Here is a 16,172-nt window from a genome sequence, read left to right on the forward strand (position 1 = left end):
GTTATGTGGTTGTATAAAGGTCATTCGTTTCTTGGTTGATTAGCGTGAGCCGAGTACAGGTCAACCCAACTCCAACCTATGGCGGAAAGGCGTGTAGCCGGTCAGGTATACCGTGGGGGCATCCATGGCGGGTAAGGCCCCGCGCAGTTGCACGCCCTTGTGCTCGGCCCGGCCGGGGCCAAACCGGACCACATCGGTGCCTACCGTGTAGGTGCCCGACTCTCCGGCGAGCAAATAAGCCTTGTCTTTTTTCGGGTGGGCCGTTACGCCCGCCAGCGTGCCGCCGGGCCGGAAAATCAGCTCCAGCGCGACCGGAACGCCATCGGTGCCCGCAATGTCGAGGTCGATGCGGAGGCCGTTACCGGTTTCGGTGACCGTTACGGTATAGGTCAGCTTCTGAATCTCACTCTGCGGACGGGCCGTTCGGGGCATTTTATCCCAGTCGCCCTCGGGGTCGATTTTATCGGTGGCAATGGGCTGGTAATACGGCCCCTCCAGCGACTGCCGCATCACCCAGCTATCGCCCTGCTGCTCAATTTTAGTCGTCTGAAACTGCCCCTTGCCGAAGAACGAAGCCGCCACGCGCATCCCCTGCAAGACCGCGTTACCCTTGTGGAAGGTAAGCCAGGTTGCGTTGTTCGACAGCAGGGTACTGTCCCAGTTGCCGCGCCGGATACGCACCACACCGGAGTACGGGAAGGCTTTGGCGTAGTTGGTAGGTAAGGGTTTGCTACCGGGTAACTCGCGCCAGAGCGTGGGGTCTTCCAGAAAATAATCCAGATAACCGGCCAACTGCTCTTTGGGACAGGTCTGCTCAATCAGGCGGCACAGGGCGGCCATCTCACCGTTGTTGTCCTGTAGGGCCATAAACCGGTAACAGTAGTAGTACCGCGACATATTGCCCACCGTGCCCTTGTCCTGCCGGTTGGAGGCTTCGGTAACCACCTCGCCGTTTGGGTGCACGTAGTAGAGCGTCATCAGCAGGTTGCGCCGAACGGGCTCCAGCAAATCCGGTCGTTTGAGGCCACGCGCCATGATAATCAGCGAGCGGTCCACAATGGGCGAATAGCTGTTGGTGCTTTTCTCGTTGAACTGCCCGTCGGGGTCGATGTCGATATGCTCGGCCAGCCATTGGTCGATGCGCCGGATGTAGCGCGGGTCGGGGAACAGCTCGTTCAGTTTGGTCAGCGCGGCCGACACCACCCAGCGGTGATTGGGCGTATGAATACCACCGACTACGAGGGATTCACCCGCATTTTTCAGGAAGGTCCTGAGCAAATCCAGCGCTTTTTCGGTGCCTTTAGCCTTCGAGTCGAGCAGGAAGCGGTAAGCCGGAATGATATTTTCCAGCACAAAAGCCGTGTCAGGCGTGGAGTGGAAATTGGTTTCGAGCAGGTCGATGGTGCCGTCGGGATGCTGAAACCGGAGCATAGCCTGGGCAGCCGCTTCAATGTCGGGCAGCAGGTTTTTCGCCTGGTAGTAGGCCGATTCGGGCGTGCCGAACAGCATACAGGATTTCATCAGATACCCGCTCGTGGAGTGCGGGTTGGGCATTTCCATATCGTTCAGGTAGCCGCCGGCGTACGGGCCGGTGGTCACTTTCAGGGGCGCGTAATTCGGAAAGCCCTTGTCGTTGATCTTAATCCAGTCGAGCAGCCAGGCGGGTTTGGCGGGGGCCGTGGTAAAGCGGGCAAAACCCTGCATGGGCAGCAGACTAATCGTGGTAGCGGTGAGGTTTACAAAGGTTCGGCGATTCATAACGTTCTGATTTTTATGCTTCTGAAATGCACCTCATCGCCGTGGTCCTGAAACAGGATATGCCCGGTCGGGGCCTGCGCGAAGTTGGGGTAGGTGCTGTACTTGCTCTTGGCGACGAGGTTGCGGAAGATCTGCGAATGGCGGTCGTATTCCACCATTTTGAGGTTGTTGAGCCAGTGCTCCACCTGCCCGTTTTTCGACACAATTCGGAGTTTGTTCCATTTGCCGGGCGGCATCATGCGTTTGTCGGTGCCTCCTTCCGAGAGGTTTTCGGCGGTAATCAGGTCGTAGAGAGAGCCGGTGGTGCGGTTGCCGTTGACGCCCGCTTTGGCGTCGGGATGCACTTTATCGTCCAGAATTTGAAACTCCGGACCGAGGCCGGTGCCCGCCTTTTTCTTCGGGGCATCCACCACAAAATACTTCACGCCGGAGTTGCCCCCGGTGGTCAGTTTAAAGTCCAGTTCCAACTCGAAATCACCGAATTCTTCCACCGTTTCAATATCCCCGCCTTTGCGCAGACTGTCTTTTTTCGAGCCCAGCACTTTCAGCACGCCGTCCTGCATGGCCCAGCCGGCCGCCGGGAAGTTGTCTGCATTGGCCAGCTTCCAGCCTTTGGCCGTTTTACCGTCCCACAGCAGCCGCCAGCCTTCCTTTTTTTCGCGCTCGGTGAGCTGATTCTGCAAATAACTGACCTCCCGGATAGCCCCGGTGTTTTTCCAGACGGCTTTGTCGAGGTTATCGGTAGCGATGCGGATGTTGCGCCACTGCACGGTGAGGCCGTTCTGTTTTTCCTGTTTGATCGCGTGCACCTGCAAGGCGATGAAGCCGCGCGCCGTTTGATTATCCCAGACATCGGCGCAGGGGATCCCGTTGATCCAGGTTTTCAGGTGCGGGCCGATGGCTTCGATATGGTAGCGGTTCCACTGCCCAGTTTTAAAGGCTTTTTGCCCGGTTGGATTGATCGACAGCGGGTACAGCCAGCCGTTGCGGGCTTCGTCGTAGATACCCCCGCTCCAGGCCCGGCCGCCGGGGTCAATCTCGACCTGATAGCCGTGCACCCGGCCGTTGTTATAGGCTGGGTCGCTGAGGCTACGAATCTGAATGCCCGAGTTCAGCCCCGGCTCCACTTTTACGTCCAGTTCGAGCACAAAATCGCCGTAGGTTTCGTCGGTGCACAAGAAGGTGTTTGGTGTGTTGAGCTGCGATACCCCCACAATGGCTTTGTCGACTATTTTGTACTCGGCATTGCCGTTTTTTTTAGTCCAGCCGGTGAGGTCTTTCCCGTTGAACAGGTCTTTCCAGCGGGCCTGACCGTAGGTATTGAGTGTCAGCAGGGTCAGTAACAGAAGGAGGGGGTACTTGGGCATAGTTGAAACGATTTAGGAAAGCACGGTCAGATCGCGGGCACGTCGAAACCCGGCGGGTACGTGACCGAATAGTCTGGTAAAAAAAGGGGGAAGCTGCTAAGTCCTCCCCCTTTTTACCGTAAGATTTTCAGGAATGAGTTAACCGGTCGATCAATAGCCCTCGTTTTGCTTCATCGTCGGGAACGACAGGTCGATTTCCGCTTGCGGAATGGGCCGCAGATAGTGCATGTCTTTAATGCTGGCGCTCTTGGCTGCCCAAGGGTTATATTTCTTCACCCGCTCAACCAGCTTCCCCGTCCGCTTCAGGTCGAACCAGCGGTTGTACTCGCCCATGAGCTCGCGGGCGCGCTCGTCCAGAATCATGTCGATGCTGATGTTGGCGGCTGTAGCCCGGTACGACACTGCTTCGAGCGACTTCAGGTTTTCGGGGTCTTTGGCACACCGGGGGTCTGCTCCTTTTTTCACCAGCGCCCGGTCGAGTACGCGGTTATAGTACACCTCGGCACCGCCCAGCTTACCGCCTTTAGCCCCTTTTACAATGGCCTCAGCCGCAATCAGGTAGGCTTCTGCCGAGCGGAACACGGCTTCGTTGAACGTCCCAAATGCGTCGCCATACGGAATACCGGGCTGCCAGAACTTCCACATCATCGGAAAATCGCCGGGGAAACCGCTCACGTTCACCGCACTCCCGTTGATGAAGCCATAGCCACCCCCATACTCGTCGAGGTTTACAACTGAATAATTTTTGCGGCCACCGTAATCAACACCCCGTTCGGCGAGGGTAAGGGCGGGTTTGTTCCAGGGCCGGAAATACACCACCGTATCCCCCGCTTTGATGTCGATGCGGAGGTTGGGGTTTACGGTGGGCAAAGGCCGGAAACCGGCTACGTTTTGCAGGGCATAGCCAACCTCCACAAAGTTGTGATCGTAGCGCGAGTCATTTTCAGGGTCAAAGAGCCGGTACATAGCCGGGGTAGTCACGTGGAAGGGCTGATGCCGGTTGTAGTCCGATGTACGGCCTTTGGTGCCGGGATAGCCCTCGCCACTGCCGCCAAACACCGAGTGCAGGTTGTTCCCCCCGGCCGCATCCTGTGCAAAGGCAGGGTCGGTTTTGTTGGTCAGCACATCGGCGTTGTACTGCACAGCAAACACGATTTCGGCATTTTTATCATTCTGGGCACCGGTGTACTGCTTCAGCGGGTTCTCCGACCGGATCGGGAACAATTGGTTGTACGCCGTTGCGAGCGGGAACGCGTCGATGATCTTGTCGGCATATTGCAGCGCCAAATCAAAATCTCCCTGCGATCCACCGAGCGAGTTTTTGAAGTTCCAGCCCCGCGTGAGGTATACCCGCGCCAGCAGAAACTGAGCGGCTCCTTTGGTAGCCCGACCGATGTTGGAGGCCGTTACGGGCAGTTTGGCCTCCGCTTCGAGCAGATCAGCAATAATCTGTTTGTACACCTCGGCCGATGCCACCCGGTTGGCTTCTTTGCTGGGGCTGGTGGTTTCGGTGAGTGGCATCGGGATGTCGCCCCACTGCTGCACCAGGTAAAAGTACGACAAGGCTCGCAGGAACTTAGCCTCGGCCACCCTCGTCTCTTTCAGGGCCGTAGCCATGGTGGTCACCTCGGCCGCTCGGCCAATAGCCGTGTTGGTCCGGGCTACTTCGGCGTAGAGCAACGTCCAGAGGCTTTGTACTTCCGGAATGGTCGCGTTCAGGCGCACATCGTACTGCTCCAATGGGCTGGTGTTGATGCCCGGCGTGTTGAACTTGGGATCACTGAAACCGGTCTGCGAAAAAATATCGGTACCGTTCAGCACGAGCGCCCGGTTCTGGTGAATGTTCCGCAGCAACGGGTAACACGCCCGTACCAGATCTTCAAAGCCCGCTTCGGTTTTGTAGTACACATCGGTAGTGAGTGTCGTAACGGGCTTTTCAACCAAAAAATCATCTTTACAAGCCGGTATCGTCAGGCACGACAGCACCAGCGCAACCGACGCAATTCGGGTAGGAACGAAAGATTTCATTCGCGTTTCTGTTTAAAAAAGGTGGGTTAGAAACTGATATTTACACCGAGGTTGTAGATGGCCGAGGGCACATCGTCCTGGAAAATAGCCGAGTTAAACTCTGGATCGAAGCCAACAAATTTGGTAAACACGAAGGGGTTCATCACCTGCGTGTACACCCGAGCGTTCGATAGTTTCCACTTCTCCATGAGCGACTTGGGCAGGGCATAGCCGAGCGTGATGTCCGAAATACGGAGGAAGCTGGCATCCTGATAGTTGATGGCACTCCGGTACGGGTTGGCCGCTACGACCCCAAAGTATGAGTTGGAGGGGTTGTCGCTCCGCCAGTAATCGAGCGACGCCAGCTTGTTGTACCGGGTTCCCGAAATTTCGCCGAACGTACCCGACAAGGTGCTGTTGTTGTACTGCACCCCGTTGCGGTAGTACGTAAAAAACGAGAAGTCGAACTGCTTGTACGTAAACCGGTTGGTGATACCCAGAATCCAGTTGGGCAACTGCGTACCCAGTACCACCCGGTCGTCGATACCTTCGGTTGAAGAGATAATGCCGTCGTTGTTCTGATCCACTACGCGCACTGAGCCGGGTACCTGCTTGTACTTGGCGGCCAGGTCTTTGTCGGCCGTTTGCCAGATTCCATCGAACTTATAGTCGAAGTTGGCCCGGATCGGATAGCCCACAAACAAACGGTTGCCTTTGTCGGCCAATTGCCCGTTACCGTACAGTTCGAGCAGTTTGTTGCGGTTGCGGGTGAAGGCGAAGGTGCTGTTCCAGCCAAAATTCCGGGCCGCAATATTCACGGTGTTGAGGGTCAGCTCAATGCCCTTGTTTTCGATCTGACCCACATTGGCAATCACCTGCGAGAAGCCCGTAACGGTCGGAATTTTCTGGTTCAGGATCAGATCAACGGTTTTGCGGTTGTAGAGTTCGAGCGAGGCCGCAATCCGGTTTTTGAAAAAGCCAAAGTCGATACCGAGGTTACGCTCGCTGCTCCGCTCCCACCGCAGGTCTTTGTTAGCGAGGTTGGCGGGGGCAAACCCAAAGGCGGGCGTCCCGTCGAAATCGTAGCCTGTATTAATCAGACCCGCCTGCGTGCTGTAGGGGTTCACGGTTGAGTTACCCACTTCGCCGTAGCTCACCCGCAGTTTCAGGTTCGAAAACACATTCAGATTGCTGATAAACGGCTCATCGCCCAAACGCCAGGCCAGTGCCACCGAGGGGAAAAACGCCCATTTGTTACCCTCGGCCAGTTGCGACGCCCCGTCGGAGCGGCCCGTCAGGGTCAGCAGGTACCGGTCGTTGTACGAGTAGTTGAGTCGCCCCATAAACGACAGCAGCGAACGCTCGACCAATGAGCTGTTCATGCCCGTCAGGGTGCCGGTGTTCAGGGCGTACCAGTCGGAGTTGTACGGCAGGTCGCGTACGGCAATCTGGTAAGCCTCATTGCGCTGGTAAAAGGCACTTTGCAGGGCCGTTACGCCCAGGCGATGCTTACCCAGGTCCAGGTTGTAGGAAATGATGTTGTCGAGCGTGTAGTTGCCCATGATCCGGTTGTCGTACTGCGCCCGAGGTTTAGCCCCAATCTGCGATTTAGACCACTGTCCCCGGAAATCACCAAACCGCTCAGCCGTGTACGAACCCGACAGCGACGACCGGATGCTCAGGCCTTTTACGGGCGTAAACTCCACGTAGCCATTGGTCATAATGGTGAGGTTGGTGGTTTGCAGCTTCGAGGTTTTGGGGTCAATATCGGCGAGTGGATTAGGTACCTGCTTGTCGTTGATACCCATCCAGTACGCGTAGCCGTCGATGTCGAAATCGCTGTTTTCCGACGGGTTAGCCAGGTCTTTGAAATACACCGTGCCGGTTGGGCGGGCGCGATACGCATTCCGCAACGACTCACCCGAACCTACGTTCTGATCGCTGTAGCTGGCGTACGAGGTGAAACCCAGCTTAAACAACCGCCCAATTTTGCTGTCGAGGCCGGCGTTGAGATTGTAACGTTTAAAACCGGTGTACAACACATTGCCGTTTTCGTTGAGGTAGCCACCCGAAAACCGGTAGGTTGTTTTGTCGGTACCGCCCGATACGCTCAGGTTTTGGCTCATTTGCAGGCCGGGATCGGTAATCAGGTCGACCCAGTCGGCGGTTTTACCTGCGTCGATATTCGCTTTTTCGGCGGCCGTAAACGTAGCCCCGGTCGAGCCTTCGAGCACCCGGTCGGTGTACACGGCTTTGTAAAACTGCTCGCTCGTCATGAGCTTGGGCAGGTGTGCGGGTACTTTCAGGCCCACGTAGCTGTCGTAGCTGATGCGCGGCTTGCCCGAAAGGCCTTTTTTGGTAGTCACGATAATAACCCCGTTGGCCCCACGGGCTCCGTAGATGGCCGTCGACGACGCATCTTTCAGAATATCCATCGACTGAATATCGTTGGGGTTGAGGTTGTTGAGGTTACCGCCCATGAGCCCGTCGATCACCACGAGCGGCTCGGTCGAGTTGTTGATTGTATTTTCGCCCCGAATCGTGATGTTGTACCCAGCTCCCGGCTTGTTGCTCGACTTGGTGACGGTTGCCCCGGCCACCTGCCCCTGAATGGCTTTGGCCGCCATAACGGGGTTGCCGCGCACAATATCTTTGGGTTGCATCGACACCACGGCCCCGGTGAGGTCGGCTTTCTTGATTTCGCCGTACCCCACTACCACCACCTCATTGAGCGACATGTCGTCGGGTTTGAGCGCGATGTTCAGCACCGTTTGGTTGCCTACCACAACCTCCTGCTTCACGTAGCCGATAAAACTGAAAATAAGCGTACTGCTGGCGTTTTGTACATCGATTTTGAAACCGCCGTTCTGGTCGGTTGTGGTGCCACGCTGCGTGCCTTTAATGAGTACGTTGACACCCGGCAGCCGCTCCCCCGACTCGCTCGATACAGTTCCGGTCACGGTGATATCGGCGGGTGCCGCTGCGCTTTCCGTCGAGAATGTGAGCGTCGGCATCATCGTCAGAGTCTGGGTCTGACTGGCCATGATGGGCTCGCCTTTCCGGGGTGCCAGCAACCCACCCAACCGGCGCGAGGTGGCGCTGGGCGTTTGCGGCAGAATGTAGTAAACCTGATCGTTTACTTTTTTGATCACCAGATCGAACGGTTTGATGAGCTGCATCAGTTGCCGCTCCACCCCACCCGACCCACGCCGGACTTCGGCCGAAACCGACAGGTCGCGCACGGTGGTTTCTTCAAACAAAATACTCACCCCAAACTGCTGGCTCAGGTTTTTGAGCGCGTCTTTTAGTTTGAGGGGTTGGTTTCGGGTGGCCTGCAATGCCAGGTCGGGCTGAACGCTCGCCCGGGCAAGCAGTACCGACTGCCCCGCTACGGAAGCTACGTTCCCGAAGCCCACCCAGAGCACCATAAGGGTAAAGATACGAGTCATATGAGTTAACGGATTTAGATTAATTGACCTCTTTGGGATGTTCTAACTGAATGTGTTTTGGGCCTTTTACAATGCTCAGATTTAGCAAACCGGCCAGCGTTTGCAGCAGATCGTCGGCGCTTTCGGCCTTGAAATTCCCGGCAATCCGACGGTGAGCCAGGGCCGTATCGGCCACCACGACTTTCACGCCAAACCGCTCCCGAATCTGAGCCGTAATTTCAAGCAGTGAGGTATCATCGAAATAAAACCAGTGGTCTTTCCAGGCCACGTAAGGCTGGGCAGGGGCCGTTTGCTGAAGCCGATACTGCCCTGAGTTTGACACGGTCACAACGTTGCCGGGCTTCATGGTTAGCTGTTTCCCCTGCGGCAACCCGAGCTTCACTTTTCCGTGCCGCAGATACACGCGCTTGCCCCGCTCACGGGCATACACAACGAACTCGGTGCCCAGCACCTCGACCTGAAAATTGTCGGCAGCCCGCACCACAAATCGCTGATGAGTAGGCAGGTGCTTCACATTAAATTCGCCCTCGCCCTTTAAAAATACGTCGCGGGTTTCGGCCCCAAACCCAAAACGGGGCACCCGCAAGGTCGAGTTGGCGTTGAGGGTTACGCGCGTACCATCGGGTAGTTCGTACGAACCGGTTTCGCCGTAGGCTGTCTGGTACGTCTGGTAACGAATCTGATCCCGGAGCAGATAGCCCCCCAGCACTGTCACAATCAGCACGGCGGCTGCAGCAGCCCAACCATACCGAATCGACCAGGGCCGTACCGATAGCGGTTTGGCTTTTTCGCCAACGGGCACAGGGGCCACCTGAACCCGGTGCTGTAGCTTCCCGAAGGCATCGTCGGTATCGAGGGCGAGTTGAGGGCGTTCGCTTTCCCATTCGTCCAGATACCGGTAGTAAAGCTCCTGATGGCTATGGTCGTTCAGCCAGGTTTCGAGGAAATTACGCTGAATGAGCGTTGCGTTTCCGTCGAAATGATCGAACACCATTTTTTTGATCTGCTCCTGATTCATGGGTTGTTGACCAACACTGCGGGTAGGCCTATTTTTAAATGGCTGAATGACAAAAAATAAACATGACGCTAAGAAACCGGCCGGCCTGTAATTCCTGCCGCAGTTTCTGGAGGGCCCGGATCAGGAGTTTCTCGACGGCACTGCTGCTGATGTGCAGCACCTGCGCTATCTCTGCATACTTTTTCCCCTCGATTCGGCTCAGCAAAAAGGCCCGCTGGCATTGAGGAGGCAGTTGCTGCACCACGACTTCAATTTTGTGTTGCAGTTCGCTATACTGAATAATCTGATCGGGTTGCAGGTACGCGAGCGTCGGTTGGTCATCAGCTGCGTCGAGCGAATTTGCGGGGTGCAGCTCGCACCGGATATAGTTGTAAGCGCGGTACCGCACCGTCTGGTACAGATACGCCCGGTACGAGGTATGCACCGTTTTGTAGAGCTCTTCCTGCCAGAAATGGGTAAACACGTCGGCCACCAGATCTTCGGCTACCTCACGCCCATATACGAACCGAAGTGCATGGTTGACCAGGTTTTTGTAGTACCGCCGAAAAAGCAGCGCAAAGGCCCCGGCCGCATCTTTCTCGAAATGCTGTCGCAGAAGTAATTCGTCGTCGGTAAGCTTACCCTCACCTACCGGCCCACCAACCGAGAAGGGGAATTTATCTGCCGACGGATCGGAATCGGAAGGGTACACTCTCTGCATAAAAATTGCCGGGAAATCTTGTATAATACAAAGACAATTTCTAAGTAAGATACCTCACATAGCTACCAAAGATTTTTTACGGATCAACGCGTATAGCCCTATCAATCACATTACTGGCATAAATACCAGAATTCTTAAAATAGGGTTAATCTATATAGATATAGCAATCTGTGGTGGCGTATACGACGTAGGTATGCATCAGGTTAGAAATACACTTACACAATGCATAGCTATATCTTTACTGTACACCTCTCTCGAATCATCAGCGGGCTCGAATCACGGTTTACTGTCCGTAAAAGTCCAGCCTACTACATCATGCTGCTTTTCGTGTGGCTGCAATTCCGGTTTACGTACAACTGGTTCTACCGGAAACGGCTGGTGACTGCCTACTTCAACGGCAAGGAGATTTTGAGCATGACCGGCCGCGACCTGTTTGACAGCATCACCGTGCGGCAGGGGTAATGGGAGGGTAGGGTTTGGCTGCTTGCTGAAGTCACGCTCTCCCTACCTTCACTATGAACAAACAGGCTATTTTGGCGACCTTCTACGTCTAACGCAGGGCTTACGGAGGGCGGGTGAGATTTCTATGAGAACGAATTGACTACCGTTTTGTAAAGAGTCAGTAACTATTTTCCAAATGCTGTAAAATAGTTTGCGGCAATTAGTTATTATCGTGGTCATTTATTCATAACCTCACCCGTTCGATACCTTATGACCGAAACCTATTCGTCAGCGGCCCTATACTTTGATGAAATAAAACAGGCCCACCAGCAAATCCCACTATTAAAAGACCGATATCCTCGCTTTCGCACCATTTTAGAGGGCGTTTGTAAAGATCTTACCCGCGACGACGGACTACATTTTGCTAATCTCTTCGGTCGATTATCGTATTTGTGCCAGCGCGAAAACTTCGATCGGGAAGCCAACACCATGGCCCACCGAATCCGAATGCAGGCTAATAAAGTGCTTCACCAGAATCTTAATCCCTCCGAGACAGAGTACCAGCAGGATCTAAGGGCCTTGTGCCAAACTATTGCCCGGCTGTATCGAACGCATATTCCAGCTCACCTCGCAGTTCTTCTACCAACTGCAACATCCGGCAGTCGACGGGTATCAATCCGGCCAGTGCACAAGAGTCGAACAATCCCGAAAATGCGGGTCGAGATTAGCCAAATTCAGGATAACCTTCTACTGTGTAGCCAGGAAGATGACGTAAATTCGGATGCTGAATTACTCAAAGTGCGGGTCAATGTTGCCCAGACCAATGATCTTTTCCGCCAGTCAGTAAGCCATTTTTGGGTAGGGGCCCAACTCAACCTACTGCAGGTGAACCTCAACAGCGAAGGCTATTATACCCCGCAGTATATTATTCTCGAACCCGATTACCTGGTCGACGTTACCTCGGTGGCAGAGTGTTTCACCAATTATGCTACTACTCCCCTGCTCTACCTGCTCAACCGATTTTTCCCAAAAACGCAGTCAAAACCTATCCTACTCGGAAATCTGGCCAACCTCATGATCGACCGGATGATGCACCGGACGGAGGTCCCACAGAGTTTTATGGATATGTTGAAGCAATCGTTCCGGGAAACCCCGCTCGCTTATGCGACCTGTGAAGATATTGCGGAACAAACCAAAATGCAGGAATTTGTTAAAGAAGCTCAACAGCATTTCCAGAACATTGAGCAAACCATACAGCAACAGTTTCCTGGACAGGGTATCTACGCGGGCACAGTAATTCTGGAACCAGCCTTCCTGTGCGAGACTTACGGTCTGCAAGGGCGGCTCGACCTTTTTCAACCCCACGACGTAGCGAACCCCGCCCGTATTGTCGAATTGAAATCGGGCAGCTTTTTCCCGTCGGACAGCCTACCATTACCCCAGAACAACTTCGCGCAAGCTACGCTATACCGACTCATGATTCAGAGTGCGTTTGCGCTTCAGCCAGAGCAGGTACAACCTTCCATCCTATATTCTAAACTGGCGTTAGAAAGTTTAAAATATGCTCCATATCTACAAACTTGGGAGAAAAAGGTGCTGGATATGCGAAACCAGATTGTGGCCGTCGAGTACGAGCTCGCCCGCGACAAATCGGGCAAATACCTCAATACATACCTCGAGACACTCCTTCCTGAACGTCACCCCGCAGCGCCCCCTTTTTTTACGAACAAGCTGCGCAACCTGCACGAGCCTATCCGAAAAGCAACCCCAACCGAGCGATGCTATTTCAACGCGTTTGTCCGATTTATTGCCGAGGAACATCTGATTACCAAAATTGGCAATGCTGGGCATGAGGTCAGTAGTGGGCAGGCAGCCCTATGGGCCAATGAGTTTGAGGTAAAGCAGGAGGCCTACGAAATTTTGTATAATCTGACCATCCTCAACAATCAGATTCATACGCCCGAACGAACTATCGTTTTCCAGCGTGATCCTCAAATCGGAGGTTTCGTCAATTTCCGGACGGGAGACCTGTGTGTTCTTTATCCGCGTAAACCCAATGATAGCCAAGCCACTATCTGCAACAATCAAACCTTAAAGGGTACCATACTCAAACTGACTAAAGAGGAGGTTACCGTGAAGTTTCGGTATCAGCAACGAAACCCCCATTTTCTTACTCAGCACACACACTGGGCCCTCGAACATGATACGCTCGACAGCAACTTTGCCACCCAGTATCAGAGTTTATTCGCCTTTTTAAAAGCCCAGCCCGACCGGCGTAGCCTGCTACTTGGCTTACGCCCACCCGAAACAAGGACGGCTTTCACCTACCAAAATCCCGATCTGCGTCCTGAGCAGGTACAACTTGTGCGCGACGCCCTGGCCGCCAACGATTATTATCTGCTGGTGGGCCCTCCCGGAACCGGCAAAACATCGCGGGTGCTAAGGGCTATGGTGCAAAAACTCTACGAAAACCCCTCAGCAAACGTGCTTTTGCTTGCATACACAAACCGGGCTGTAGACGAAATATGCATGGCCATTCGTGAACTTCCCTTTACCCGGATCGGCACTACAGCCCACCCCGACTTCAGAGGGAATTTGCTCGAAAATCAGATTGCACAAGCTACTACCCGCCAACAGGTACTGAATATACTGGAAGGCCACCGCATTTTCGTATCGACCATGGCGTCGCTGGCGAGTAGGCCGGAACTATTCAAATTAAAACAGTTCGATGTAGCCATTGTCGACGAGGCATCTCAAATTCTGGAACCGCAGTTGATCGGATTACTCGCCCGGCCAGAAGTGAAAAAGTTTATCCTCATTGGCGATGACAAACAGTTGCCCGCCATTGTACAACAGTCTGATAAACGAGCCGAAACCGACATAGCCGAACTTAATGCTATTGGCCTTCATACCCTAAAAAACTCCCTTTTTGAACGGTTGCTGGCCCGAACCGATGCCCAGGGATGGACCTGGGCCCGCGGTACGCTTACCTTCCAGGGGCGTATGCACGAGCAAATAGCATCATTTGCCAATACCTATTTTTACGACAATCAACTTAATACAATCCGACCCGAGCAACAAGCACCACTAGTAAGCCGGTACCTTCGGTTCGACCAAACCCAGCCACTCGAACGGTTGCTGGCCTCCCGGCGGGTAATCTTTTTCCCGTCAATGCCTGATCATACCGATAAGCCAACCCGTGCAAGGTCGCATACCGGTCCTAAAAGCCATCTCTATGAAGCCAAATTGGTTGTACAGCTGATAAGGACTGTCCAGAGGCTATACCAAGCCAACAAACAACCGTTCGATCCTGCCCTTTCGCTGGGTGTAATTACCCCCTATCGCAACCAGATCGCCTTAATCCGCCATTTATTGGATCAGGCTCAGATATCTGATCACGACAAGATTATGATCGACACCGTAGAGAGATTTCAGGGGTCAGAGCGTGATGTGATTATCTACTCATTCAGTGTGAACACCCCGCGGCAGGTGCTACAGCTCCCGAATCTGACCAGCGACGGGCGTGTTGACCGTAAACTAAACGTAGCCCTGACACGCGCCCGCGAGCAGTTTATTGGTATTGGCAACCCGGATTTATTATCGGCCAACTCCTTGTTTAGTCAAGTCATCAGCTGGGCCCGACAGGAAGGAGGATATATACAGGAATCAATTCAAATGGTACTTGACAACAGCGTGTCGATACCAGACAAGGTATCTGTGACAGATATTCCACCTGTTTCTGAAACTCCCTTACCCTTCTGATCCAAAGTATAACCCAAACTACTGGCAATAATTAGTAGGAGTTGGCAAAACTGTCCATCCCCACTAATTATTTCCAGTTTCAATTCCATAGCCCGCAATCTTGGCCGTCAGGGTATTGATAGACCCGTAGCCCAACGCCTTGCAGGCCTGCGATTTGTTGCCCCCGAAGTAAGCCAATGCCCGTTGGATGAGCTGTTTTTCGTGGGCCTGCCAATCGAACGTACTCCCCTGAGTGGATGGTGTCAGGAGCCAACCGGGCAGGTCGGCCTCCTCGGCAACGTCTCCGGCAAAGACATACAGCGACTCGATCAGGTTTTCGAGTTCGCGCACATTGCCCGGAAACAGATAGCCGTCCAGGTGTTTCCAGACAGCGGGCGCCAATTTGAGGGGCTTGGGTCGCTTAAATACTTTCCCTTTCGTTTTCAGAAAATGCTCGATCAACGCCCGCTTGTCGGCCACACCCCGCTCGGCCAGGGTAGGCAGGTGTAGCTCAGCCACCGAGAGCCGGTAAAGCAAATCCCACCGAAACTGCCCCGCTTCGCAGGCATCGCGCAGGTTCCGGTGCGTAGCCGCTATGATTCGAACGTTCGTTTTTCGGGACTTGGTGGCTCCTACGGGCGTAAACTCCCCCTCCTGCAACACGCGCAGAAGCGTTTGCTGCATGTAGGGCGAAATGTCGCCGATCTCGTCCAGAAACAGGGTGCCTTCGCGGGCGGCATCGAAAAACCCCTCCGTTTTCTTTTCGGCCCCCGTAAAAGCCCCTTTTTCGTACCCAAACAGACGCGATTCGAGCAGGGTGTCGCCCAAGGCCGAGCAGTTGACCGCTACAAAAGGCCCCGCCGATCGGTGCGACTGCCGGTGGATGTACCGGGCCAAATGCTCTTTACCACTCCCACTCGCGCCGTGAATTAGCCCCGTGACCCGGTCGGTTTGGGCCAGTTTGGCCGCCCGGTCGTACACAGGCTGAAGAGCCGATGTAATGAGGTATTCGTCGGTGCCCGCTTTGGCTTCTTTTGTTTGCAGACCCTCCCGAATCACAATCGATACCGGCACCGCCGACCGTTCCGTATCAACCACCATCAGCTCGGGCCGTTTGGTTTTCGTGAACTGCGGAGCGCGGGTTTGCAGCAGGCGCGTCGGGAGCGACAGACTTGTGTGGCACAGATACCAGGCCACCTGCATAGCCGGCGTACCGGGCGAAATAAACAGATCGATCTGATCGGCCTCCGATAAACTCAGCAACAGCGCTTCGACCTTCGTCTTGATGTCGGGCATATCAATCGGATCGGCAACGCGCATGCCCCTACCCTCGATCTGACGGCCCGGAAAATCGAGCAACAACCTGTTAATGAGCCGGTCGAGCCGGGGGTCTTCGTCCGGAGCCGCCGACGACAGGATCAGGTGCCGGTCGTGCTCAAAAAAGTACTGATGAAACTGATAGGTTGGCCCATCCGTGCGGATCTCGTTGCCGGCAAAGTCATTGCTAAATGCGTACCACGACACCAGGGCCTTCATAATCTAGCTGTTTTTGAGCCTCATATAGAGTGCCCCATTTTTATCAATTATTGACAGTACTTTTCAAGTATCGACAAATATAGACGAATAAATCACTTAAAAAACGACCTTTTTCCGGTTGGCACGAATATGGCCTATTCAATCGTGTACGTTCA

The 16,172-nt window shown here is 54.2% G+C and carries 9 protein-coding genes; 2 read left to right on the forward strand and 7 right to left on the reverse strand.

What is annotated here, in order from left to right; genetic code table 11:
• Positions 1 to 60: 60 nt before the first annotated feature.
• The 6 genes from RUDLU_RS0106415 to RUDLU_RS0106440 all read right to left on the reverse strand — a co-directional run bounded on the left by RUDLU_RS0106415 (position 61) and on the right by RUDLU_RS0106440 (position 10,299).
• Positions 61 to 1,758, reverse strand: a complete 1,698-nt coding sequence (locus RUDLU_RS0106415) for a hypothetical protein (RefSeq protein WP_019987531.1) — start codon at positions 1,756 to 1,758, stop codon at positions 61 to 63.
• On the reverse strand, positions 1,755 to 3,125 hold the full coding sequence (locus RUDLU_RS0106420) for a 3-keto-disaccharide hydrolase (protein WP_019987532.1): 1,371 nt from the start codon (positions 3,123 to 3,125) through the stop codon (positions 1,755 to 1,757). The genes RUDLU_RS0106415 and RUDLU_RS0106420 overlap by 4 nt, the downstream gene beginning before the upstream one ends.
• Positions 3,126 to 3,275: 150 nt before the next feature.
• Positions 3,276 to 5,153, reverse strand: a complete 1,878-nt coding sequence (locus RUDLU_RS0106425; protein WP_019987533.1) for a RagB/SusD family nutrient uptake outer membrane protein — start codon at positions 5,151 to 5,153, stop codon at positions 3,276 to 3,278.
• Positions 5,154 to 5,179: 26 nt separating this feature from the next.
• A complete protein-coding gene (locus RUDLU_RS0106430; protein WP_245581632.1) occupies positions 5,180 to 8,581 on the reverse strand; it encodes a SusC/RagA family TonB-linked outer membrane protein in 3,402 nt (1,133 codons plus the stop codon).
• A 19-nt stretch (positions 8,582 to 8,600) separates the two neighbouring features.
• Positions 8,601 to 9,599: a FecR family protein gene (locus tag RUDLU_RS0106435; protein ID WP_019987535.1), complete on the reverse strand. Its 999-nt coding sequence runs from the start codon at positions 9,597 to 9,599 to the stop codon at positions 8,601 to 8,603.
• 34 nt (positions 9,600 to 9,633) lie between these two features.
• Positions 9,634 to 10,299: an RNA polymerase sigma-70 factor gene (locus RUDLU_RS0106440; RefSeq protein ID WP_019987536.1), complete on the reverse strand. Its 666-nt coding sequence runs from the start codon at positions 10,297 to 10,299 to the stop codon at positions 9,634 to 9,636.
• Between the two features lie 222 nt (positions 10,300 to 10,521).
• Here RUDLU_RS0106440 and RUDLU_RS29630 point away from each other — a divergent pair, with 222 nt between their 5' ends.
• A complete protein-coding gene (locus RUDLU_RS29630; protein WP_157580105.1) occupies positions 10,522 to 10,761 on the forward strand; it encodes a hypothetical protein in 240 nt (79 codons plus the stop codon).
• 663 nt (positions 10,762 to 11,424) lie between these two features.
• Positions 11,425 to 14,502, forward strand: coding sequence for an ATP-dependent helicase (locus RUDLU_RS0106450; RefSeq protein ID WP_211220196.1), 3,078 nt, complete (start codon positions 11,425 to 11,427; stop codon positions 14,500 to 14,502).
• A gap of 63 nt (positions 14,503 to 14,565) precedes the next feature.
• On the opposite strand, the gene RUDLU_RS28660 is transcribed toward RUDLU_RS0106450, so the two are convergent.
• Positions 14,566 to 16,017, reverse strand: a complete 1,452-nt coding sequence (locus tag RUDLU_RS28660; RefSeq protein ID WP_019987539.1) for an RNA repair transcriptional activator RtcR family protein — start codon at positions 16,015 to 16,017, stop codon at positions 14,566 to 14,568.
• Positions 16,018 to 16,172: the final 155 nt, after the last annotated feature.

It is taken from the genome of Rudanella lutea DSM 19387, from assembly GCF_000383955.1.
Taxonomy (GTDB): domain Bacteria; phylum Bacteroidota; class Bacteroidia; order Cytophagales; family Spirosomataceae; genus Rudanella; species Rudanella lutea.